This is a genomic window from Pseudomonas sp. MF09150 (assembly GCF_059862355.1).
The window spans coordinates 277187-298446 of sequence record NZ_JCBCUS010000004.1; the positions used below are offsets into that span (position 1 = coordinate 277187).

General features: G+C 64.2%; 17 protein-coding genes. 9 read left to right on the plus strand and 8 right to left on the minus strand.

Annotated features, from left to right (window positions below; all coding sequences use genetic code 11):
* Position 1: 1 nt before the first annotated feature.
* Together AC19YX_RS17405 and AC19YX_RS17410 are read right to left on the minus strand one after the other, a co-directional pair.
* Entirely contained in the window at positions 2-2359 is a 2358-nt protein-coding gene (locus AC19YX_RS17405) for a putative bifunctional diguanylate cyclase/phosphodiesterase (protein ID WP_500606677.1), read from the minus strand.
* Entirely contained in the window at positions 2343-3023 is a 681-nt protein-coding gene (locus AC19YX_RS17410) for a methylamine utilization protein (protein ID WP_500606678.1), read from the minus strand. Before AC19YX_RS17410 ends, AC19YX_RS17405 begins: the two co-directional genes overlap by 17 nt.
* A 276-nt stretch (positions 3024-3299) precedes the next feature.
* Here AC19YX_RS17410 and lon point away from each other — a divergent pair, with 276 nt between their 5' ends.
* From lon to cmoB, 5 genes are all read left to right on the plus strand, one after another.
* On the plus strand, positions 3300-5720 hold the full coding sequence (lon, locus tag AC19YX_RS17415; protein ID WP_421548667.1) for an endopeptidase La: 2421 nt from the start codon (positions 3300-3302) through the stop codon (positions 5718-5720).
* 167 nt (positions 5721-5887) lie between these two features.
* Positions 5888-6280, plus strand: a complete 393-nt coding sequence (locus AC19YX_RS17420) for a protease inhibitor I42 family protein (RefSeq protein WP_020298512.1) — start codon at positions 5888-5890, stop codon at positions 6278-6280.
* 1 nt (position 6281) lies between these two features.
* Entirely contained in the window at positions 6282-6917 is a 636-nt protein-coding gene (locus AC19YX_RS17425; RefSeq protein WP_201127707.1) for a lysoplasmalogenase, read from the plus strand.
* Between the two features lie 86 nt (positions 6918-7003).
* Complete coding sequence (gene cmoA, locus AC19YX_RS17430; RefSeq protein ID WP_178102973.1) at positions 7004-7786, plus strand: carboxy-S-adenosyl-L-methionine synthase CmoA; 783 nt, start codon at positions 7004-7006, stop codon at positions 7784-7786.
* Complete coding sequence (gene cmoB / locus AC19YX_RS17435) at positions 7783-8739, plus strand: tRNA 5-methoxyuridine(34)/uridine 5-oxyacetic acid(34) synthase CmoB (RefSeq protein WP_078471985.1); 957 nt, start codon at positions 7783-7785, stop codon at positions 8737-8739. Before cmoA ends, cmoB begins: the two co-directional genes overlap by 4 nt.
* Positions 8740-8885: 146 nt before the next feature.
* On the opposite strand, the gene tadA is transcribed toward cmoB, so the two are convergent.
* Complete coding sequence (tadA, locus tag AC19YX_RS17440) at positions 8886-9383, minus strand: tRNA adenosine(34) deaminase TadA (RefSeq protein WP_500606679.1); 498 nt, start codon at positions 9381-9383, stop codon at positions 8886-8888.
* Positions 9383-10759 (minus strand): multicopper oxidase family protein, encoded by a 1377-nt coding sequence (locus AC19YX_RS17445; RefSeq protein ID WP_201127710.1) that lies wholly within the window; start codon positions 10757-10759, stop codon positions 9383-9385. Before AC19YX_RS17445 ends, tadA begins: the two co-directional genes overlap by 1 nt.
* A gap of 272 nt (positions 10760-11031) precedes the next feature.
* Between AC19YX_RS17445 and AC19YX_RS17450 the strand changes: the two genes are divergently transcribed.
* The 4 genes from AC19YX_RS17450 (at position 11032) to AC19YX_RS17465 (ending at position 15267) form a co-directional block, all read left to right on the plus strand.
* Positions 11032-12057 carry an AraC family transcriptional regulator gene (locus AC19YX_RS17450; protein WP_078471988.1) on the plus strand — a complete coding sequence of 342 codons (1026 nt, stop codon included), beginning with the start codon at positions 11032-11034 and terminating at the stop codon, positions 12055-12057.
* A gap of 98 nt (positions 12058-12155) precedes the next feature.
* The gene (locus AC19YX_RS17455) at positions 12156-13262 is read left to right on the plus strand and encodes a polyamine ABC transporter substrate-binding protein (RefSeq protein ID WP_078471989.1); all 1107 of its coding nucleotides are present in this window, start codon (positions 12156-12158) and stop codon (positions 13260-13262) included.
* A 99-nt stretch (positions 13263-13361) separates the two neighbouring features.
* Complete coding sequence (locus AC19YX_RS17460; protein ID WP_500606680.1) at positions 13362-14807, plus strand: amidase; 1446 nt, start codon at positions 13362-13364, stop codon at positions 14805-14807.
* A 103-nt stretch (positions 14808-14910) separates the two neighbouring features.
* Positions 14911-15267, plus strand: coding sequence for a hypothetical protein (locus tag AC19YX_RS17465; RefSeq protein WP_201127712.1), 357 nt, complete (start codon positions 14911-14913; stop codon positions 15265-15267).
* 64 nt (positions 15268-15331) lie between these two features.
* On the opposite strand, the gene AC19YX_RS17470 is transcribed toward AC19YX_RS17465, so the two are convergent.
* The 4 genes from AC19YX_RS17470 to treC all read right to left on the minus strand — a co-directional run bounded on the left by AC19YX_RS17470 (position 15332) and on the right by treC (position 21218).
* Entirely contained in the window at positions 15332-15631 is a 300-nt protein-coding gene (locus AC19YX_RS17470; RefSeq protein WP_500606681.1) for a PTS sugar transporter subunit IIB, read from the minus strand.
* Between the two features lie 2 nt (positions 15632-15633).
* Positions 15634-18174: a phosphoenolpyruvate--protein phosphotransferase gene (gene ptsP / locus AC19YX_RS17475; RefSeq protein ID WP_500606682.1), complete on the minus strand. Its 2541-nt coding sequence runs from the start codon at positions 18172-18174 to the stop codon at positions 15634-15636.
* Positions 18175-18234: 60 nt separating this feature from the next.
* Positions 18235-19458: a maltoporin gene (locus tag AC19YX_RS17480; protein WP_078471993.1), complete on the minus strand. Its 1224-nt coding sequence runs from the start codon at positions 19456-19458 to the stop codon at positions 18235-18237.
* A gap of 110 nt (positions 19459-19568) precedes the next feature.
* A complete protein-coding gene (gene treC, locus AC19YX_RS17485) occupies positions 19569-21218 on the minus strand; it encodes an alpha,alpha-phosphotrehalase (protein ID WP_078471994.1) in 1650 nt (549 codons plus the stop codon).
* Positions 21219-21260: the final 42 nt, after the last annotated feature.

The following is a 21260-nucleotide window of genomic DNA, read 5'->3' on the forward strand; positions in this document are numbered from 1 at the left end:
ATTAATGCACCCATTCAGTCCGCGCAGTCAGGGGTAAGGCCACCCAGGCTTCGAACGCCTCGGCCGTGAGCGGGCGGCTGATCAGGTAGCCCTGGGCGGTGTCGCAGTGCCAGCGCTCAAGCAGGCGCAGGCTGTGTTCGTACTCCACGCCTTCGGCCACCACCTTGAGCCCCAGGTTGTGGCTCATCTCGATGGTGGAGCGGACGATCACCGCGTCTTCGCTGGTTTCGTCGAGGTCGCGGACAAAGGACTGGTCAATCTTCAGCTCCTGCACCGGCAGGCGCTTGAGGTGCGCCAGCGACGAATAACCGGTGCCGAAATCATCCACCGACAGGCTGATGCCGCACTCGCGCAAACGGTGCAGGACCTTCAGCGCTCGCTCGGGCTCAAGCATCACCGCGCTTTCGGTGATTTCGAAGATCAACTGCTCGGCCGGCACCCGGCAGGTTTGCAGCAAAGCCTTGACCCGCTCCACCAGGTCAGCGCCGAGCAGGTCCTGGGCCGAGATATTCAGCGACAGCTGCATGTGCAGGCCACGGCTGTTCCACTCGGCCAACTGGCGCATGCCTTCGCCGATCACCCAGTTGGTCAGGCTCTGGATACTGCCGGTGCGCTCGGCCAGCACGATGAATTCCGCCGGCGACACCATGCCCAATTGCGGATGCTGCCAGCGCAGCAAGGCTTCGGCCTGGCGCACCCGGCCCTGGCGCAGGTCGAGCTTGGGCTGGTAATGCAGCAGCAGCTCCCCGTTGCCGGCCGCGTGGCGCAGGTCGCGGATCAGGCTGACCTGGCGGCGGTGGGCCAGGTCCCGCCCATGTTCGTAGACTTGCAGGCGCCCGGGCATTTGCGCGGCGTCCTTCATGGCGATGGCCGCGCGGTCGAGCAGCTGCTCCGCTGACTGGCCGTCGGCCGGGAACGCGGCGATCCCCTGGCGACAGTCCAGGGCCACGTCCTGGCCGCCGATGCGGCGCGGCTTGAGCAACGCTTGCTGCAACTGGTCGGCCAGGGCCACGGCCTCGTCGCTGCCGAGGTTCTCCAGCAGCAGCAAAAACTCGCCGGCGATCAGGTGCGCCACGCTGTCCCCGGGACGCACGGCCTGCTGCAGGTGCTGGCCGACGTACTGCAAGGTCAGGTCCACCAGCACCGGGCCACCGGCTTCGTTGATACTGCGCAGGTTGTCGACCCCCAGGTAGATCAGCGCCATCGGCCGCTCGGCAGCGATCGCACTGCCCAGGCGTTCCATGGCCAGTGCGCGGTTGGGCAGGCCGGTGAGCACATCATGCAAGGCGTTGTGCGCCAACTGCTGCTGGCGCTCGGCAATTCCGCTTTGCATCGAATTGAATGCGGTGGCCAGCAACCCCAGCTCATCGCTGCGCCGCAGCACCAGTGGCGTCTGGTAATCACCCTGGCCGATGCGCTCGGCCGCCTGGGCCAGGGCCCGTACCGGCTGCGACACACTGCGGGCCAGGAGCAACGCCCCGATCAGGGAGCCGACCAGGGCCACCAGGGCAATCAGCAGAATGCGCTCGTCCAGCGGCAGGAACACCTGCATCGCGGCGTCCAGCGGGCTTTGCAGCAAGGCGATGACCTGGTGGTCGTTTTCATCGCTGCCGCTGGCCAGGACCAGGGTCTGGCTGAAAAACCGCTGGTCCTGGTGCTCGGCCAGCTGTATGCCGCGCCGCTGCACACTCTCGAGCATCAGGCTGACGATGCTCTCTTCCATCGCCGCTGGCTGAGTGGTGACCAGGGCCCCCGGCTGTTGCCGGTCGACCGTCAGGAACGAGACCTCGAGGTTGGTCAGCGACCGCAGCTCCGCGGCGAACTGCTCGTCCATGCTGAAGCCCATGACCACCCGCGCAATCGGCAGCGGCGCCAGTACCGGGGCCTCCACCAGCAAGTGCGGCTTGCCCTGGATCGGCACGATAAGCATGGTTTGCCGCGCTCGACGCGCGTCACGCAGGGCCTGGTCGAAACGGAAGACGGAGCCGTCCGGGGCGTCGCTCAAGGTGCTGGCCAGGACCCGGCCCTGCATGTCCAGGAGCACCATGTCGCTGGCACCGATGCGCTTGCCGTGGTTGATCAGCACCGAATGGATGGTCGGCGAGTCGCCGCTGGCCACGGCGTCACGAAAACCGAAATCGGCCGCCAACAGCTGCACGCCGTCACCCAGGCGCCGGCCGCGCACGTCAAGCAGGCGCTCGAAAACCCGCGAACCCACCGCCAGCTGTTCGTAGGCCTGGGTCTGCACCGCGCTGCCGGTGGCGGCCTTGACGCTGAAGTACACCGCGCCGATCACCACCGACAGCAGCAGGATCAGTACGCAGGCGATCCGCGCCTGAAAGCTACTGCGCAGTTTCACGGGCCGCTCGCTCGAACGCATCGCCGAAGGCGCTCGGTGCCGGGGCACCTGGCAAGCCTTCGGGCAAGGGTTCCAGGGTCATGGCAAAGGCCTTGTGCAGGCCCCCGGCCGGGATCTGCACAAGGCCGCCATCCTGTGGCTGCATCCCGTTGGCCTGGGGGTGCCAGAGGGTCAGCCGGTAGGACCCGACAGGCAACGCGTCCAGGTTCAGCGCGCCCTGGGCATCGGTGACGCCGAAGCGCGGGTCGTCGGTGACGTAGACGTAGCCGAGCATCCAGTCGTGGATATTGCAGCCCAGGACCACCACCCCCGGTTTGTCGAACAGCACCGCGTCGGAGGGCGTGCCTTCGTACAGGCGCAACTCGAACTTCTTGGCCGGGGAAAAGGAGTAGACCTGATGGCGAATATTGTCGCTGTTGGGGAATTTCACCGGGGTGCCGGTGTGAATCGCCAACACATGGGGCGCGAACTGTTTGTCACGCTGGTCCATGTCGGCCTTGAGGGTGCCGGCGGGTTGGCCCAGGGGGCCCTGCAAGGTCACCACGGCGTCGCGCACCGGCTGCCCGGAAGGTTCGAGCACCTGCACCTGCAAGCTCGCGGCAGAGGCTGCGGCACTGAGCAGCCACAGGCCGACAACAGAAAGAATCGAGTAAATCCTGGCCATGCAAATCCCGGTATTTAGATGAAAGCAGATGGCCGGCCTTGGCATGGGTGATGACAGCAGAGGCGACGCCGAGCAGCATGATGCCGCAAATAAGGCATTTTGCCACTACAACAGAAAAAGAGCTGCACAACCGTCCGTCCAACAAAAAATGATACAAACGGTCAGCTCCCGTACAGCTTTTCGGCCGCATAAAGAAAAGCTGAAGCGGGGCCGTGCCATTGAAACCACTCGCCGCCTGCCCCATCTAACTCCCATACCCAATTGCGCAGGTGCCCCATGACCGACCAGCAAGAATTCCCTGAAGACCTCAGCGACTACGCCGACCCGGAAAACGCTGAGCACCCGGCCTCGTCAGGCACCGGCCTGGCATTGCCCGGGCAGAACCTGCCGGACAAGGTCTACATCATCCCGATCCACAATCGGCCGTTCTTCCCGGCGCAAGTGCTGCCGGTGATCGTCAATGAAGAGCCCTGGGCCGAGACCCTGGAACTGGTCAGCAAGTCCGATCATCACTCCCTGGCCCTGTTCTTCATGGACACCCCGCCCGAAGACCCGCGGCATTTCGATACCTCCGCGCTGCCGCTGTACGGCACCCTGGTCAAGGTGCACCACGCCAGCCGCGAGAACGGCAAGCTGCAATTCGTTGCCCAGGGCCTGACTCGGGTGCGCATCCGCACCTGGCTCAAACACCATCGCCCGCCGTACCTGGTGGAAGTCGAATACCCCCATCAGCCGAGTGAGCCGACCGACGAGGTCAAGGCCTACGGCATGGCCCTGATCAATGCGATCAAGGAACTGCTGCCGCTCAACCCGCTGTACAGCGAAGAGTTGAAGAACTACCTCAACCGCTTCAGCCCCAACGATCCGTCGCCGCTGACCGACTTCGCCGCCGCGCTGACCTCGGCCACCGGCAACGAGTTGCAGGAAGTGCTGGATTGCGTGCCGATGCTCAAGCGCATGGAAAAAGTCCTGCCGATGCTGCGCAAGGAAGTCGAAGTTGCGCGCCTGCAGAAGGAAATCTCCGCCGAGGTCAATCGCAAGATCGGCGAGCACCAGCGCGAGTTCTTCCTCAAGGAACAGCTCAAGGTGATCCAGCAGGAGCTAGGGCTGACCAAGGACGATCGCAGCGCCGACGTCGAGCAGTTCGAGCAGCGCCTCAAGGGCAAGGTCCTGCCGCCCCAGGCGCAAAAACGCATCGAAGAAGAACTGAACAAACTGTCGATCCTGGAAACCGGCTCGCCGGAATACGCGGTCACCCGCAATTACCTGGAATGGGCCACCGCCGTGCCCTGGGGCGTGTACGGCCAGGACAAGCTGGACCTCAAGCACGCGCGCAAGGTGCTGGACCAGCACCATGCCGGGCTGGACGACATCAAGAGCCGGATTCTCGAATTCCTCGCCGTGGGCGCCTATAAGGGCGAAATCAGCGGCTCCATCGTCCTGCTGGTGGGACCGCCGGGCGTGGGCAAGACCAGCGTCGGCAAGTCCATCGCCGAGTCCCTGGGCCGACCGTTCTACCGCTTCAGTGTCGGCGGCATGCGCGACGAGGCCGAGATCAAGGGCCATCGCCGGACCTACATCGGCGCCCTGCCGGGCAAGCTGGTGCAGGCGCTCAAGGACGTCGAGGTGATGAACCCGGTGATCATGCTCGACGAGATCGACAAGATGGGCCAGAGCTACCAGGGCGACCCGGCCTCGGCCTTGCTCGAAACCCTGGACCCGGAACAGAACGTCGAATTCCTCGATCACTACCTGGACCTGCGCCTGGACCTGTCCAAAGTGCTGTTCGTGTGCACCGCCAACACCCTGGATTCAATCCCCGGCCCGTTGCTCGACCGCATGGAAGTGATTCGTCTGTCGGGCTACATCACCGAAGAAAAAATCGCCATCGCCAAGCGTCACCTGTGGCCCAAACAGCTGGAGAAAGCCGGGGTGGCCAAGACCAGCCTGAGCATCAGCGACAACGCCTTGCGCGCGGTGATCGACGGTTATGCCCGCGAGGCCGGGGTGCGCCAGCTGGAAAAACAACTGGGCAAACTGGTGCGCAAGGCAGTGGTCAAGCTGCTGGATGATCCGAATGCGGTGATCAAGCTCGGCCCGAAAGACCTGGAGGCCTCCCTCGGCATGCCAGTGTTCCGCAACGAGCAGGTGCTCAGCGGCACCGGGGTCATCACCGGCCTGGCCTGGACCAGCATGGGCGGCGCGACATTGCCGATCGAGGCCACACGCATCCATACCCTGAACCGGGGCTTCAAACTCACCGGGCAGTTGGGGGATGTGATGAAGGAGTCTGCGGAAATTGCCTACAGCTACATCAGCTCGCACCTCAAGCAGTTTGGCGGCGACGGCAAGTTCTTCGACGAAGCCTTTGTCCACCTGCATGTGCCCGAGGGGGCCACGCCCAAGGACGGCCCGAGCGCCGGGGTGACCATGGCCAGTGCGCTGCTGTCCCTGGCGCGCAACCAGCCGCCGAAAAAAGGCGTGGCCATGACCGGTGAACTGACCCTGACCGGGCACGTGCTGCCGATTGGCGGGGTGCGCGAAAAAGTCATCGCCGCGCGCCGGCAGAAGATCTTCGAACTGATCCTGCCGGAGCCCAACCGTGGCAACTTCGAAGAGCTCCCGGACTACCTCAAGGAAGGCATCACCGTGCACTTCGCGAAGAAGTTCGCCGACGTGGCCAAGGTGCTGTTCTAACCCCTGAGCGCCAGTGCCGGCGGCTGCCAGCTGTGATGCCACAGCCCGGCAGCCGCAGGCATGTCGGCCAAGAGGGCATTGTGGCCAACCTTCAGCCCCTGGCCACACCGCTTGCAATCTTCAGTTATGCTCGCCGCTCGTCATGAATGATCGGAGCTTTCTGAGCCATGTTCCCTCCTCGTCTGCTTGCCCTTCTCAGCGTCGCCCTGCTGGCCGCCTGCGCCAGCCAACCCAAGCAAAACATCACGGTCGAAAACCAGAGCGAATGCCCGCTGCAACTGAGCACTGGCCAGAACCTGATTCTGACCCTGCCCAGCAACCCCACCACCGGCTATCGCTGGGCGATCCAGGACTCGGCCGGCGGCGTGTTGCGCAAGGTCAGCCCCGAGGTCTACAGCAACCCTGAAGACAGCGGGCTGGTGGGCAATGCCGGGCAATCCACCTGGCGCTTCCAGGCGTTTGCCAGCGGCACCGGCCGTTTGTTGCTGACCTACCAGCAGCCCTGGGCCCCGGAAGTGGCGCCGGTCAAAGCCTTCGATTGCGCGATAAAGGTCAACTGACATGGGCTGGCTGATCCTGGCGCTGATGGGCGCAGTCACCTTTATCTACGGCATCAGCGTGCATGCCGCCCTGCTCTGCCTGCTGGTCAAGCCGCTGCCGGTGCTGGCCCTGCTCGGCTGGCTGCACGACGCCCCACCCGGCGACTACCGGCGCTGGATCATCATCGGCCTGCTGTTCTCGGTGCTCGGCGATGTGTTGCTGGCCTGGCCCGGCGACCTGTTTGTGTTCGGCCTCGGCGCCTTCCTGGTGGCACACCTGGCCTACCTCAAGGCCTACCTCAGCGACTGTCGGCGTCCGGCGCTGCTGCCGTTGCTGGTGGCGATCGTCATTGGCGGCGCGCTGCTGGCGATCCTGATTACCCATGGCCTGGGGCCGTTGCTGATCCCGGTGATTGTCTATGGGCTGACCATCAGCGCCATGCTCTGGCGCGCCCTGGCCCGCTTCGGCACCGCGGTGCCCAGGCGCTCGGCGCTGCTGGCCGGGGTGGGCGCCCTGACATTCGCCTTCTCCGACAGCCTGATCGGTATCAGCCGCTTTGTGGTGGCGTTCGAGGCCGCGCCGTACCTGATCATCATCAGTTACTGGCTGGGCCAGTGGGGCATTGCCGCGTCGGCGTTCAGCCAGAAGCCGCGCTGAACGGCCACGCAGACGGCGCACCTTGTGTCGCCCGCAGGCACCTGAGGCCCTTTCGGGCCTTATCGCAGCCTGCGGCAGCGGCTACAATGCCGCCCCCTCTTTCACCATCCGCCGCTGGAACCGCCGTGAGCCAAGACCCCGATCGCCTTTTCGCCCAGCCCCTGGCCCAGGTGCCCGACTTCGCCTTTAACGAGGATGTGGTGCGGGTGTTCCCGGACATGATCAAGCGCTCGGTCCCGGGTTATCCGACCATTGTCGAAAACCTCGGCGTGCTCGCCGCGCAATTCGCCCAGCCCAATAGCGTGCTCTACGACCTGGGCTCGTCCCTGGGTGCGGTGACCCAGGCCCTGCGCCGCCATGTGCGGACCGACGGTTGCAAAGTGATCGCGGTGGATAACTCGGCGGCCATGGTCGAGCGCTGCCGGGAATACCTCAACGGCCAGGACTCGATGTTCCAGGAGTTGCTGCCGGTGCAGGTGATCGAGGGCGACATCCTGGCCCTGGAGTTCCAGCCGGCCTCGGTGGTAGCGCTCAATTTCACCCTGCAGTTCATTGCCCCGGAGCAGCGCACGGCCCTGCTCGGGCGCATCCGGCAGTCGCTGTTGCCGGGCGGTGCGCTGATCCTCTCGGAGAAGCTGCGCTTCAACGATGAGCAGGAGCACGCGCTGCTCACCGATCTGCATATCGCCTTCAAGCGCGCCAACGGCTACAGCGAGCTGGAAATCGCCCAGAAGCGCAGCGCCATCGAAAACGTCATGAAGCCCGACAGCCTCGAAGAACACCGCGAGCGCCTGTTGGCGGCCGGTTTCTCGAAAGTCGTGCCGTGGTTCCAGTGTCTTAACTTTGCCTCGTTGATTGCCTTGCCATGATCGATCTGTCCCCCCTCGCCCGCCGCCTGGCCGGTACGCCCCTGGCCGACTGGGCCAATACCTTGCAAGCGCAACTCGACAAGAAGATGGAAAAGGGCCACGGCGACCTGGAGCGCTGGCAGAGCGCCCTGGATGCGCTGCCGAAGATCCAGCCCAGTGAAGTCGACCTGCTCAATGGCCTGACCCTGGACACCGAGTGCGATGACGCCACCCGGGCACAGATGCGCAGCGCGTTGATGGGCCTGTCGCCGTGGCGCAAGGGGCCGTTCGATCTGTTCGGGGTGCACGTGGACACCGAATGGCGCTCGGACTGGAAATGGTCGCGGGTCGCCCCGCACCTGGACCTGGCGGGCAAGCGCATCCTCGATGTCGGGTGCGGCAATGGCTATTACATGTGGCGCATGCTCGGCGCCGGCGCCCACAGCGTGATCGGGGTCGATCCCAACTGGCTGTTCTTCTGCCAGTTCCAGGCAGTGCAGCGCTACCTGTCGCAGCCTGCGGTGTGGCACCTGCCGTTCCCGTTCGAAGACCTGCCGCCGAATCTGGAAGGCTTCGACACGGTATTTTCCATGGGGGTGTTCTACCACCGTCGCTCACCCATCGAGCATTTACTGGCGCTCAAGGATTGCCTGGTGAAAGGCGGCGAGCTGGTGCTGGAAACCCTGGTGGTGGCCGGCGACCAGCAGCAGGTGCTGGTGCCCGAAGACCGCTATGCGCAGATGCGCAACGTATGGTTCCTGCCCTCGGTGCCAGCCCTGGAATTGTGGCTGCGCCGGGCAGGTTTCAGCGAGGTGCGCTGCGTGGATGTAAGCGTGACCAGCATCGAGGAACAGCGCGGCACCGAGTGGATGAAGTACCAGTCCCTGAGCGACTTCCTCGACCCCAACGACCACAGCAAAACCATCGAAGGCCTGCCGGCACCAATGCGTGCCGTGATCGTCGCCAAAAAATAATGCACCTTGTGCCGAGGGCGCTTGCTCTCGCTGGAGGACGCAGCCCTCCCGGTTTCGGCAAGCGCGGTCCGACTGAAGTCATGTGAAGGCTGGTTTGGGGCTGCTGCGCAGCCCGGCGGGAGCAAGCTCCTTCGCCACAGTTCAGGTCACAGGGCCGGTTTGGCCCGGCGCGCCTTGAAGAATTCGCTCAGCACGGTGCCGCACTCTTCGGCCAGGACCCCGCCTTCGAACAGCACCCGGTGATTGAGAAAACCCTGGTTGAAGAACTGTCCCTGGCTTTGCACGATGCCGGCCTTGGGCTCCAGCGCGCCGTAGACCACCCGGGCAATGCGCGAGTGCACGATCAGGCCGGCGCACATGCTGCACGGCTCCAGGGTCACGTAGAGGGTGCTGCCCGGCAGGCGATAGTTGTCCAGTGCCTGGGCCGCCGCGCGGATCGCGACCATCTCGGCATGGGCGCTGGGGTCGCTGCCGCTGATGGGGCAATTGAAGCCCCGCCCGATGATCTCACCCTCCAGCACCAGTACCGCCCCCACCGGGACTTCGCCCAGGGCCGCGCCCTGTGCGGCCAGGACCAGGGCTTCACGCATGAAGTCCTGATCGCGGCTGCGGTCGATGATCCGGGCCGGACGAATCTGTCGCATCAGACGACCTCGATGGCGGCCATCAGGCCGGTTTCCATGTGGTCGATCACATGGCAGTGGAACATCCACACCCCCGGGTTATCCGCCACCAGGGCCACCCGGGCGCGCTCGTTCTTGCCCAGCAGGTAGGTGTCAGTGAAATACGGGATCACTGTGTGCCGGTTCGAGGCGATGACTTTGAAGCTCATGCCGTGCAGGTGGATGGGGTGCTGATACTGGGTCATGTTCTTCAATTCGAAAATGTAGCTTTTGCCCTTTTTCAGCGTAGCAATCGGGCGGTCGGCGCAGGTCTTGTCGGTGATGTCCCAGGCCTTGCCGTTGATCTGCCACAGGCTGGGCGGCTTGCCATTGTCCACGTTCACCGACACCGAGCCAACCCACTCGAAGTTGAAGTTGAGCTTTTCCGCGCTCTCCAGGTCGGGCTCGGCAATCGGGTTGGCCGGCAAGGTCGGCGGCCAAGAGGTCGGGGCGTCGTTGTTGGCCACCGAACGGAAGGTGCCCAGGCGCACCGGGCCATTGCGCAGCGACAGCTCTTCACCCGCCGGCGGTGCCTTGATCGCCAGGCAGATGCGCATGCCCGGGCCCAGCCAGTATTCCTTGCCCAGGGGTCGCGGTTCGATAGGGTTGCCATCCAGGGCATAGATCTGCGCCTCGACCCCGGGAATGTTGATCCGGTAGGTCAGGGTGTTGTCGAGGTTGAGCAGGCGTACCCGGGTGATCTGCCCGGCCGGCAGCTCGACCACCGCCTGGGACACACCGTTGATGGTCGACAGGCGCCCGGCCGTGCCGCCTCGGGCCGCCTCGCGGGGAATGCTGAAGGGCACGAAGGCCCCGACTTCATCGACATGCCAGCTTTTCAGGCTCAGGGTGCGCTCGTACTGGAACCCGGTGGGCTCGCGCTCCTCGATGATCAGCGGGCCGACCAGGCCACGCCCCAGCTCCTCGCTGCTGTTCACATGGGGGTGATACCAGTAGCTGCCGGCATCCGGCACGCGGAACTTGTAGTCGAAGAACTCCCCCGGCAGCACCGGCAGTTGCGAGACGTAGGGCACGCCGTCCATCTCCAGCGGCAGACGGATACCGTGCCAGTGAATGGTGGTGGCCACGGGCAGGTGATTGATGAAACGCACCCGCAGCCATTCGCCCTGGCGCACCCGCAGCTCGGTGCCCGGCGCCGAAGGGCCGAATGCCCAGGCCTCGGTCTTGTGCCCCGGCACCAACTCGACGTCCAGGGGCGCAGCGATCAACTGGTAATCGTGGCCGGCCTCGGCATCGGCCATTTTCCCCAGCCAATAGCGCGACGCCCCTCCCACCCCCACGCCAACCACTACAAGACCGGTCAGACCACCGAGTATTTGTCGACGGGTAAAGGACATGGACTCAACTACCTCACGTATCTACGGCAGGCCTGAGCCCGCAAAAGGCGAATACGATACACCCGCAGTTGAGAAACAGTAAGGGCAGCGCGGCGACAGGACGCAGGGGCACAACACCGGCGAAGCGCTGTGCCAAGGTGACAATAAACACCGGATTAAACGATTCAGTCCGAACAAATACGCCCTTGGCATCCACTGATTGGCCCTGATCAATTGAACCTGACGCGTCGAGCCCCTAAAGTCATGCTCCCTTACCCGTTCAGAGGTCAGTCATGGCGGCATTGCGCCTGACCACATTGCATACGACTCAGGCCGTGCTCGACGCGTTTCGCGGCACCGAGGTGCCCCCTGAGGTGCTGCTCGAAGGCAGCGGTATCCAGTTGTCGGACGTCGAGCTGCCCAATAGCCTGATCAACATCGGCCAGGAACTGCGGGTATTCGCCAACGCCCTGGTGTTTCGCCAGGACCTGGGGCTGGCCCTGGGGCGCTGCCTGCATATTTCAGCCTACGGCATGTTCGGCCTGACCCTGCTGACCAGCGCCAACCTGCGCGAGGGCCTGACCCTGGCGCTGCGCTATCCGCTGCTGCTGGGAACGTTCTTCCGCCTGGGCCTGGAGATCCGCGACGGGCTGGCCTGGCTGACCGCCGATCAGTACAGCGAATCGCCGGAGCTTGAGGTGTTCAACACCGACTTCTGCATGTCCTCGTTCCGGGTCACCTGCCAGGACCTGCTGGGGTGCACTCTGCCTCTGCGCGAGGCGCAGTTCGTGCACCCGCAACCGGATTACCTGGACGCCTACGAACAGGCCTTCAATTGCCCGGTGCACTTCAACGCCGGGCGCAACGCCATCGGTTTCGACCTGGAATGGCTGGACCGACGCCTGCCCCTGGCCGATCTGGTGACCCATGGCGGCATGCTCGAACGCTGCATCGAGCTCAACGAGGAACTCAGCGCTCGCCCCGCATGGATCGACCAGGTGCGGCGCATCCTCAGCGAACAGCTGCATGCCGTGCCGGACTTCGACAGCCTGGCGCGGCAGGTGCATTGCTCCCCCAGCACCCTGCGCCGGCGCCTGCGCGCCCAGGACAGCAGCTACCAGAAGCTGCTCGACGAACTGCGCTACAAGCAGGCCAAGCAATTGCTGGCCCAGCAGAACCTGTCGGTATGCCGCATCGCGGAGGCGCTGGGATTCAAGGAAACCGCCAGCTTCCGTCATGCCTTCCAGCGCTGGAGCGGCGTCGCCCCGGGCCGTTTCAGGCAGTTGGCCGGCCAGTCCGGGCCGTTAAATGACGCTTAAGAACCGTTATTGACCGTTAGCAACATTCTCTCCGATTGCATTCCGACCAAGAATGGACGCGCGGATCTCTCCGCTCATCCAAGACATGGAGTCGTCGAATGAAATCCCTGCACACCCTGTTTGCCAGCGCGGCACTGGGCCTTGCACTGGCCGCCTCGCAGAGCGCCAGCGCCGCCCCCGAGCGCACCGTGAATATTTTCAACTGGTCGGAATACATCGCGCCCAACACCATCAAGGATTTCGAAGCCAGCACCGGGATCAAGGTCAAGTACGACATTTTCGAAAGCAACGAAGTGTTGGAAGCCAAGTTGCTGACCGGCAACAGCGGTTATGACGTGGTGGTGCCGTCCAGCAGTTTTGTCAGCAAACAGATCACCGCCGGCGCCTTCCAGCCCTTGGACCGCAGCCTGCTGCCGAACTGGAAGCACCTGGACCCGACCGTGATGAAGCTGCTGGAGCAGAGCGACCCCGGCAACCGCTACGTGATCCCCTACATGTGGGGCACCAACCTGATCGGCTACAACCGCGACAAGGTCACCCAATTGCTCGGCGAGGATGCGCCGGTCAATAGCTGGGACCTGGTGTTCAAAGAAGAAAACCTGAAGAAACTCAGCCAGTGCGGCGTGACCTTCATGGACTCGCCGACCGAAATGCTGCCCCTGGCCCTGCACTACCTCGGGCTGGACCCGAACAGCCAGAACCCCGAAGACTACCGCAAGGCCGAAGCCCTGCTGCTCAAGCTGCGGCCTTATATCCGCTACTTCCACAGCGCCAAGTGGATGGGCGACATCGCCAACGGCAACATCTGCGTCGCGGTCGGCTACTCCGGCGGTTTCCTGCAGGCGGCCAACCGCGCCAACGAAGCCAAGAACGGCGTGCACATCGAGATGCGCATTCCCAAGGAAGGCACCCTGATCTGGTTCGACACCGTGGCCATCCCTGCCGGCGCCAAGCATGTCGACACCGCCCATGCGTTCCTCAACTACCTGCTGGAACCCCAGGTCACTGCTTCCATCAGCAACTTCGTCGGCTACCCGAACGGCAACAAGGACTCCTTGCCTTGGGTCGATCAGTCGCTGCGCGACAACCCTGACCTGTACCCATCCAGCGAAGCCATGACGCTGCTGTTCCCGCTCAAGCCGTTGCCGGCCAAGGTCGAGCGTGTGCGCACGCGCACCTGGGTCAAGGTCACCAGCGGACGCTGAAGTGCCCATCCGCCTCGTACCCACGGGTACCGGGCGGCTCTATAACTATTGCGGTGCCCCGCGCCTGGCGTGCGGGCTCCCATGATTGAAGTCGTGCCCATGCCATTGCCTGTGTTGCCCCAACCTGACCTGCACCTGTTGTCGATCGAGGCCCTGCTCGATGGCTTTGCCACGCTGCGCTTCACCCCTGTCGACCTGTTGCAGGCCCTGTTGGCGCGCATGGACCGTCTCGACCCCCTGCTCAATGCGGTCTGCGAGCGCCAGGACCAGAACGCGATGCGGGCAGCCCAGGCCTCGACCGCGCGCTGGGCGGCGGGCACCCCACAGGGCCGGCTCGATGGCATTGCCCTGCTGATCAAGGACAACACCGACATTGCCGGCTGGTATACGCGTAACGGATCCCGGGCCCTGGCTGATGCGGCACCCGCGATCCGCGACGCCAGCCTGGTGGAAAAGCTGCGCAGGGCCGGGGCGATTTTCATCGGCAAGACCACCTTGCCCGAGCTGGGCAGTACGCCCCTGACCGACAGCCCGCTGACCGGCATCACCCGTAACCCATGGAAACTTGAACTGCATGCCGGTGGCAGCAGTGGCGGCAGTACCGCCGGGGTCGCGGCGGGCTTCGCTCCGGCGGCGACCGGTAACGATGCGGCCGGCTCGATCCGCACGCCAGCGAGTTTCTGCGGGGTGGTCGGGTTCAAGCCCAGCCATGGACTGATTTCCGGCTATCCGAGTATCGACCCGGGGGGCATGGCGGCCGAAGGCCCGATCGCCCGCCATGTGCGCGATATCGCCTTGCTGCTGGAGTTGATGAGCGAACACGAACCGCGGGAGCCCTTCGCCTGGCCCCATGCCACTCCGGGTTTTTTATCGAACATCGAAGACGGCGTAAGCGGCCTGCGTATCGCCTTCAGCCTCGACCTGGGCTACGCCGCCCATGTCGACCCGCACATTGCCCGCGCCTGCCAGGCAGCCGCGACGCTGCTGGAGCAGGCCGGAGCGACCCTGGTCCAGGCGTCGCCGGATATCGGCAACCCGGCGCCGCGTTATCTGGACGCCTGGCCGGTCGAGGTTGCCCGGGCCATGGCCAGCGAGCTGCCCATCGAGCACCAGCACCTGGCCGGTGACTTTCTCCTGGACTGCCAGGCCCGAGCGCGCCGCACCGATGCCCTGACCTACGCCTGCGCGGTGGAAGAGCGCAATTCGGTCGCCAAGGGCTTGCACGACTTTCTCAGCGATTACGACCTGTTGCTGACACCGACCACCATGGTCGCGCCGTTCGCCATCGAGCACAGCATGCCGCCGGACTGGCCGGCCGAGGTCTCGATGATGTGGCAGCCGACCACGTTCCCGTTCAATTTCAGCCGGCAACCGGCCCTGAGCATTCCGTGCGGGTTGACGCCCGACGGCCTGCCCATCGGCTTGCAGATCATTGCCCGCTTCGGTCGCGACGACCTGGTGCTGCGCGCCGCCCGCGAGCTGGAGAAACGCACGTCATTGACCGTATTTGATACACCTGCAGGGCTGCCCGCAGCCACGCAGTGATCCAGGGGAGCAGCGGAAATCGGCCAGAGGTTGGTCGTGGTTCCGGGGCTCAAGCAGAGCGATTTTCGCGATAGCGAAACAGCAGAATGCGAGGAATAAGACAATGGAACATGGAATTTCCGGTTGCTGGTACCAACACACCCATTTTGAACATGACATCTACGTCATGATCCTGAAGGAGCCCGGCTCGCCGGACTTCGGGTGCGCCGACAGCAGCGAGACCTTCAGCTACATCGGACGGATTTCCGGGCAAGGCCAGCACACCTGCTTCTCGGTGCACTTTGCCTGCCCACCCTATGGGCACGACTACTCGACGACCCAGGCCGCCCTGGACGCCGGGCTGGCCCATGGCCGAGCGGTGATCGATGTCTGGAGAAGCCCCCGCAGCACGCCGATGGAGCGCCCTCGCAAAAGCACTCCGCGCCGCTACAGCAGCCAGATCGACCAACGCTGTGAATAAACCCTGGCGGCCTGGCCAAGGGCGAGCGAACCGCCCGCCTGTGGCCAAGGGCCCGGCCGGTGTTTCACCCGGCCCGCAGCCCCAGCAGCAAATGCACCACGCCACCGGCCAGGGGCATGATCCCCGGCACCCCGGCCGCCACCAGCGCCACGGGATCCAGCTGGCTCGGGTCGCGCAGTTCCACGCGCACCCGGGTCAGGGCCAAGGGTTGTTGCGACTTGAGGTTGTCACTGCCACCCAGGGCTGCCAGCACCGCCGGATTCAACCCGCTATCGCCCTGGGCTGGAAGCGCAACACCCGCCGTCTCCGCAATCAGATCCGGCGTCAGGGCCTTCCAGAACGCTCGCTGCAATTTCTCGAACATATTCAGTTCTCCACAATCAATGAGGTAACCGCCGCGAGCGCCTGATGCCGATGCAAGGCCTCACGCACCTGCTCGGCGCTTTCCAGGTTCAGCACCTGCTCGGCAAGGGCCTGGCAATCCTGCAGCAGCGCCTCGCGAACCGTCGCCTTGATCGCCGGAATCAACGGCACGCTGACCGACAGCTCATCCACCCCCAGCCCCAGCAGCAGCGGCACCGCCAGGGTTTCCGACGCCAGGGCACCGCACACCCCAACCCATTTGCCGTGGGCATGGGCGGCCTGCACGGTGCTGGCGATCAGGCGCAATACCGCCGGGTGAAAGCTGTCGGCCTGGCTCGCCAGGCGTGGGTGATCGCGATCCATGGCCAGGGTGTACTGGGTCAGGTCGTTGGTGCCGATGGAGAAGAAATCCACCTCGGGGGCAAACCGATCCGCGAGCAACGCCGCGGCCGGCACTTCGATCATGATTCCCAGCTTGGGCAGCGCCTGCAACCCCAGCGCCCGGGCCTCTTCTTCAAGCATGTGCCGCGCCAGGCGCAGCTCCGACAGCTGGGTCACCATCGGCAGCATGATGTGCAGGCGCGCCAGCCCGGCGCTGGCGAGTATTGCGCGCAATTGCTCGCGCAGCAGTTGCGGACGCTCCAGGCACAGGCGGATCCCGCGCATGCCGAGAAACGGGTTGGCTTCGCTGTCCATCGGCACGTAAGCCAGGGGTTTGTCGCCACCGACATCCAGGGTCCGCACCACCAGGTTGCGTTGCGGCCCCAGTGCATTGGCGATGGCGCTGTAGGTGGCGGCCTGCTCCTCATGACTGGGAGCGACGCTGCGCTGTTGGTACAGAAACTCCGAACGCAGCAGACCCACGCCTTCCCCACCCAGACTGACGGCCTGCTCGGTTTCGGCCAGCGAGGCGACGTTGGCCGTCACCTCGATGTGGTGCCCGTCGCGGGTCACCGCGGCCAGGGTTGCCTGCTGCACATCCTGCTGATGGCGCTGCTGTTGCTGCTGACGTCGCGCCTGCAAGCGCTCGATCGCCGCCAGCTCGGGGTCCAGGTGCAGCTCACCCTGGTCGGCATCCAGCAACACCCGCGTACCGGCGGGCACGGCCAATACCTGTTCCGGCAGGCCACAGATTGCCGGCAAGCCCAGGGCCCGGGCGAGGATCGCCACATGGCTGGTGGCGCCGCCGCCCACGGTGGCAAACCCCAGCACTTTGCAGGTATCGAGCCCGGCGGTCTGGGAAGGCGTCAGTTGGTCGGCAATCAGGATCGCCTGCTCCGGCAGGACCCAGTCGCGGTCCTCCACCCCGAGAATCAGCTTGAGTACCCGCTGCCCGACATCGGCCAGGTCCAGCGCACGCTCGGCCAGCAGGCTGCTGCCCAAACGAGTGAACAGCTCGGCGGTGGCGCGGGTCGCGCTGTTCCAGGCAAAGGCCGCGCTATTGCCGGTCTCGATCAGCGCCTGGGCCTGTTCCAACAGGCTGGGGTCTTCCAATAGTTCTTGATGGGCCTTGAAGATTTCCGCCTGGACCTGGCCGCTGGCGTTTTCCCCCAGGCTCCGCAGGGCCTGGGTCGCCTCGCCCAGGGCACGCTGCAACGTTGCCTGCTCGCGGCGCGGGTCAGTGGCCGTCTCGATAATGTCGAGGTGCTGTTCAGCCACCTGCACCACCTGGCCAAAGGCAGAACCTGCGGACGCACACACCCCACGCAGCAAGGTCTGCGACAGCGGCGCGAGCGGTGTGCTGGCCGGGGCAGCGAACACCGTGCTGACCGCCTCGCCGCAGCCGGCCAGCAGCAGCTCGGACAGCACCGCAATCGCCGCGTCGGCATCCGCCCCCACTGCGCTGACCTGCACCTTGTCGTCGTAGGCGGTCTGCAAGGCCATGATCGCCACCAGGGATTTGCCGTTGGCGCTGCTCTGCTGCTTATGCAAATAAATGCTCGCGCCAAAGGCCTTGGCCGCCTGGGCGAACACCGCCGCCGGCCGCGCGTGCAAGCCGTTGGGGTTGGGCAGGCTGACGGGCCTGGAAAACACCGCAGGGCCCGACTCAGTCTGCTCTGCCACATCTGCGCCTTGCTCGCCGGCATCAAGGCGCAACAACGGCTGGCCAGCCTCCACGGCAATCAGGCCCGGGGTCAGCAGGCTGAACGGCTCACCGCTTACCACCAGCATCAGGGTCAACAGGCTGCGGGCGTTGAGGGCGAGGTAATCGGCATCGAACTCGATCAGCGGCTGGCCGGCCTCGACCCGCTGGCCTTCCTCCACCCGCCGGGTAAAGCCCTGGCCGGCCAGGTTCACCGTGTCCAGGCCAATGTGCATCAGCACCTGGACCCCGTGCTCGCTGGTAATGCTCAGCGCATGGCCGCTGTGCTGCAGGTTGCTGATAACCCCGGCCAGCGGCGCGCAGAGGGTCTGCGAGGTCGGATCGATGCACACCCCGTCACCGATCACACGGCTGGAAAAGACCGAGTCCGGCACCTGGTCCAGGGGCATCAGCACCCCGGACAGCGGTGCCAGCAGTTGCAATTGTTGGGTTGTGGCCATGACTTCACCTGCTGTTTGTTCGTATGGATGCCGATGGAGCGCGAGCCCCGCAGGCCTCGCTTATTTCCACCAATACTCGACCTGCAGACCGACGTTCGCCCCATGCCGCGCGGTGCCAAAGGCCCCGGTGTCGGAGAGGGCCGAGCCCGCCGCCAATTCATTGGCCGCGCGCTTGGCCGCCTCGTTCCAACTGGCATAGGTGTAGTACAGGCGCACTTCCGGGCGCGCCCAGAAATCCGGGCCCTTGGGCGACCAGGTCGGGGCGAAGGTGAACTTGCTCAGCTTACGCGTCCCACCGGGGGCCTCCACCTGATCGTGGCCCAGTTCGGTGACCAGTTTGAATTGCTCGGTGATGGCGTACGCCGGGCGGACTCCCAGGGAAATCCAGTTCTGGTCATTGCCGTCAGGGCGAATGTCTTTCTGGTAGACCGCTTCGACCTGGCCGCCAAAACGCGGGGTCACCTGCCAGTCGAAAAACTCCACCAGCCGGTAGCTCTTGTTGTTGTCGTCCAGGTGCACGTCGCCGGTGTAGCCGAGCCCGGTGCCCGGGCCTTCGCCGTACTGCAGGGCCAGCTTGTTCTTGCCGCCGAGAAAGTTCTTCTGCACGTGCTGGGCCGTGATCGCCCAGCCGCGGTGGGCATCGCGACGGTCGGGCTTGTCGATGTAGCTCAGGCCGAACTCGAGCTCGCCGCCGGGGTTGGTATCAAACCCGGAAACGTTGAAGTCGTGCCGATTGATGGCGTCCTTCTGGTACAGGTTGTCCTTGCGCGAAAAGGCGTAGCTGTATTTCAGATCACCAATCAGCACGTCTTCGATACCACCGCCAGTGGCGCTCTGGTTCCAGTAGTAGAAGTCGGAAATATGAATATCGTTACGCTTGTAGTAACGCCGCCCGGCCCACAGCGAACCGCCGTTGAGGCTGGGCATGTTCGACCACTGGGCGTACATCTGCGGCATGCGCGCCGCACCGTTTTCGCCCTGGAAGGTCAGGTTGCGATCGTAGCGGTTGTAAAGCGAAGCCATGCCATCGACGCTGAGCACCGAACCGTCGTCGAGGGTGTACAGATCCTGGCGCAGCTCCAGCTCCGCGTACTGCTCGCACTCGTTACCCAACCGGTATTTGGACTGGGCACCGGGCAACTGGAAGCAGGACTGCGAACTGCTGTTGACCGATGTCCCTACGCCGCTGCGCATGTACCCGGCAAACTCCAGAGCCTGGGCCGAGAACGGCAAGGCCAGGCACACGCAGGACGCAGCAAGGCCGCGATTTATTGTTGTTTTCATAAGCCACCCCATTATTTTTATTGTGTTTGGTTTGCCCCGGCAGGCGCTCGCTGGCAACAGCAAGCCCACGGCGTGCCTGGCACACCGGGTTCACTGGCCGGGGGATGTTGCTAGCGATCGATCAGGTGCAGGACGAACGATTCATAAGGTCGCAACGACAACTGCCGCGTGCGTGGCGGGCAATCGTCGTAGTTGCTGATCAGCAGCCGTTGCTGCGCCGCGTCGCCGATGGCCTGTTCCGGCAACTCGACATCGCAGTGGCTGCCGTAGAAGTTGTTCACCACCAGCAACCGCTCGCCCTCCCCCTCACGCAGGTAGGCCCAGACCCGAGGGTGCTCGGGTAGCAACTGGCGGTATTGGCCGTGCTGAATCAACGGTTCGCTGCGACGCAAGGCAATCAGCCCACGGTAGTGACGCAACACCGAGGCCGGGTCTTCGAGCTGGCCCTCGACGTTGATCTGCGCAGCATTGGCCGGTACGCCGATCCAGGGCTCGGCGCTGGTGAATCCGGCATTGGCCTGGCTGTTCCACTGCATGGGTGTGCGCCCGTTATCCCTCGACTTCTGCATGATCGCCGCCATGCTCGATGCCTCGGACTCACCGGCTTCGCGCTTGAGGCGATAGATATTGAGGGTCTCGACGTCGCGGTACTGGTCGATGCTGTCAAAGCCCGGATTGGTCATGCCCAGCTCTTCCCCCTGGTACACGAACGGCGTGCCCTGGAGAAAGTGCAGCGCGGTGGCGAGCATTTTCGCCGACACCACGCGATGCTCGCCGTCATCGCCAAAACGCGAGACCACCCGTGGCTGGTCGTGGTTGCACCAGAACAACGCGTTCCAGCCGCCGCCGGCCTGCATCCCGGTTTGCCAGTCAGAAAGGATGCGCTTGAGTTCAAGGAAGTCGAAATCGGCACGCACCCACTTCTGCAAATTCGGGTAGTCCACCTTCAAGTGGTGGAAGTTGAAGGTCATCGACAATTCCTGCGAATCCGGACGCGAGTAGCGGATGCAGTGGTCAAGGCTGGTGGAAGACATCTCGCCGACGTTGATCAAGCGATGCCCGGCAAAGACTTCGCGGTGCATCTCTTGCAGATAGCTGTGCACGTTGGGGCCGTCGGTGTAAAAGCGCCGACCGTCACTGCTGTCTTCGGGGAAGTTGGCCGGTTTGGAAATCAGGTTGATCACGTCCAGGCGGAACCCACCGACCCCCTTGTCGCGCCAGAAGCGCATCATCTTGAACACTTCGGCCCGCACCCTGGGGTTATCCCAATTCAGGTCGGCCTGGGTGTGGTCGAAAAGGTGCAGGTAGTACTGCCCGGTTTGCGCCTCGTATTCCCAGGCCGAGCCGCCGAACTTAGACTCCCAGTTGTTCGGCTGGTCGCGCCAGATGTAGAAGTCGCGATAGGGGTTGTCCAGGCTGCTGCGGGCCTGCTGGAACCAGGCATGCTCGATGGAGGTGTGGTTGACCACGATGTCCAGCATCAGCTTGATGCCGCGCTTGTCGGCCTCGCTGATCAGCAACTCGCAATCAGCCATGGTGCCGTAGCTCGGGTCGATGGCGTAGTAATCGCTGATGTCATAGCCGTTATCACGCTGCGGCGAGCGCAGGAACGGGGTCAGCCACAGGCAGTCGACACCCAGCCAATGCAGGTAGTCGAGCTTGTCGACCACCCCCAACAGATCACCGGTGGCCTGGCCTGAGTGGCTGTAAAAACTCTTCGGGTAGATCTGGTAGATCACCGAACGCTGCCAGTCTTGCATGGCGGTTTCCTCAAGAAATCGAATTCAATAAAACCTGTACTG

What these genes read in the sequence shown, in the direction of transcription:
- AC19YX_RS17410 (WP_500606678.1), bottom strand. Translation starts at nt 3,023, where the DNA reads ATGGCCAGGATTTACTCGATTCTTTCTGTTGTCGGCCTGTGGCTGCTC.
- lon (WP_421548667.1), top strand. Translation starts at nt 3,300, where the DNA reads ATGACCGACCAGCAAGAATTCCCTGAAGACCTCAGCGACTACGCCGAC.
- AC19YX_RS17420 (WP_020298512.1), top strand. Translation starts at nt 5,888, where the DNA reads ATGTTCCCTCCTCGTCTGCTTGCCCTTCTCAGCGTCGCCCTGCTGGCC.
- AC19YX_RS17425 (WP_201127707.1), top strand. Translation starts at nt 6,282, where the DNA reads ATGGGCTGGCTGATCCTGGCGCTGATGGGCGCAGTCACCTTTATCTAC.
- cmoA (WP_178102973.1), top strand. Translation starts at nt 7,004, where the DNA reads ATGCCGCCCCCTCTTTCACCATCCGCCGCTGGAACCGCCGTGAGCCAA.
- cmoB (WP_078471985.1), top strand. Translation starts at nt 7,783, where the DNA reads ATGATCGATCTGTCCCCCCTCGCCCGCCGCCTGGCCGGTACGCCCCTG.
- tadA (WP_500606679.1), bottom strand. Translation starts at nt 9,383, where the DNA reads ATGCGACAGATTCGTCCGGCCCGGATCATCGACCGCAGCCGCGATCAG.
- AC19YX_RS17445 (WP_201127710.1), bottom strand. Translation starts at nt 10,759, where the DNA reads ATGTCCTTTACCCGTCGACAAATACTCGGTGGTCTGACCGGTCTTGTA.
- AC19YX_RS17450 (WP_078471988.1), top strand. Translation starts at nt 11,032, where the DNA reads ATGGCGGCATTGCGCCTGACCACATTGCATACGACTCAGGCCGTGCTC.
- AC19YX_RS17455 (WP_078471989.1), top strand. Translation starts at nt 12,156, where the DNA reads ATGAAATCCCTGCACACCCTGTTTGCCAGCGCGGCACTGGGCCTTGCA.
- AC19YX_RS17460 (WP_500606680.1), top strand. Translation starts at nt 13,362, where the DNA reads ATGCCATTGCCTGTGTTGCCCCAACCTGACCTGCACCTGTTGTCGATC.
- AC19YX_RS17465 (WP_201127712.1), top strand. Translation starts at nt 14,911, where the DNA reads ATGGAACATGGAATTTCCGGTTGCTGGTACCAACACACCCATTTTGAA.
- AC19YX_RS17470 (WP_500606681.1), bottom strand. Translation starts at nt 15,631, where the DNA reads ATGTTCGAGAAATTGCAGCGAGCGTTCTGGAAGGCCCTGACGCCGGAT.
- ptsP (WP_500606682.1), bottom strand. Translation starts at nt 18,174, where the DNA reads ATGGCCACAACCCAACAATTGCAACTGCTGGCACCGCTGTCCGGGGTG.
- AC19YX_RS17480 (WP_078471993.1), bottom strand. Translation starts at nt 19,458, where the DNA reads ATGAAAACAACAATAAATCGCGGCCTTGCTGCGTCCTGCGTGTGCCTG.
- treC (WP_078471994.1), bottom strand. Translation starts at nt 21,218, where the DNA reads ATGCAAGACTGGCAGCGTTCGGTGATCTACCAGATCTACCCGAAGAGT.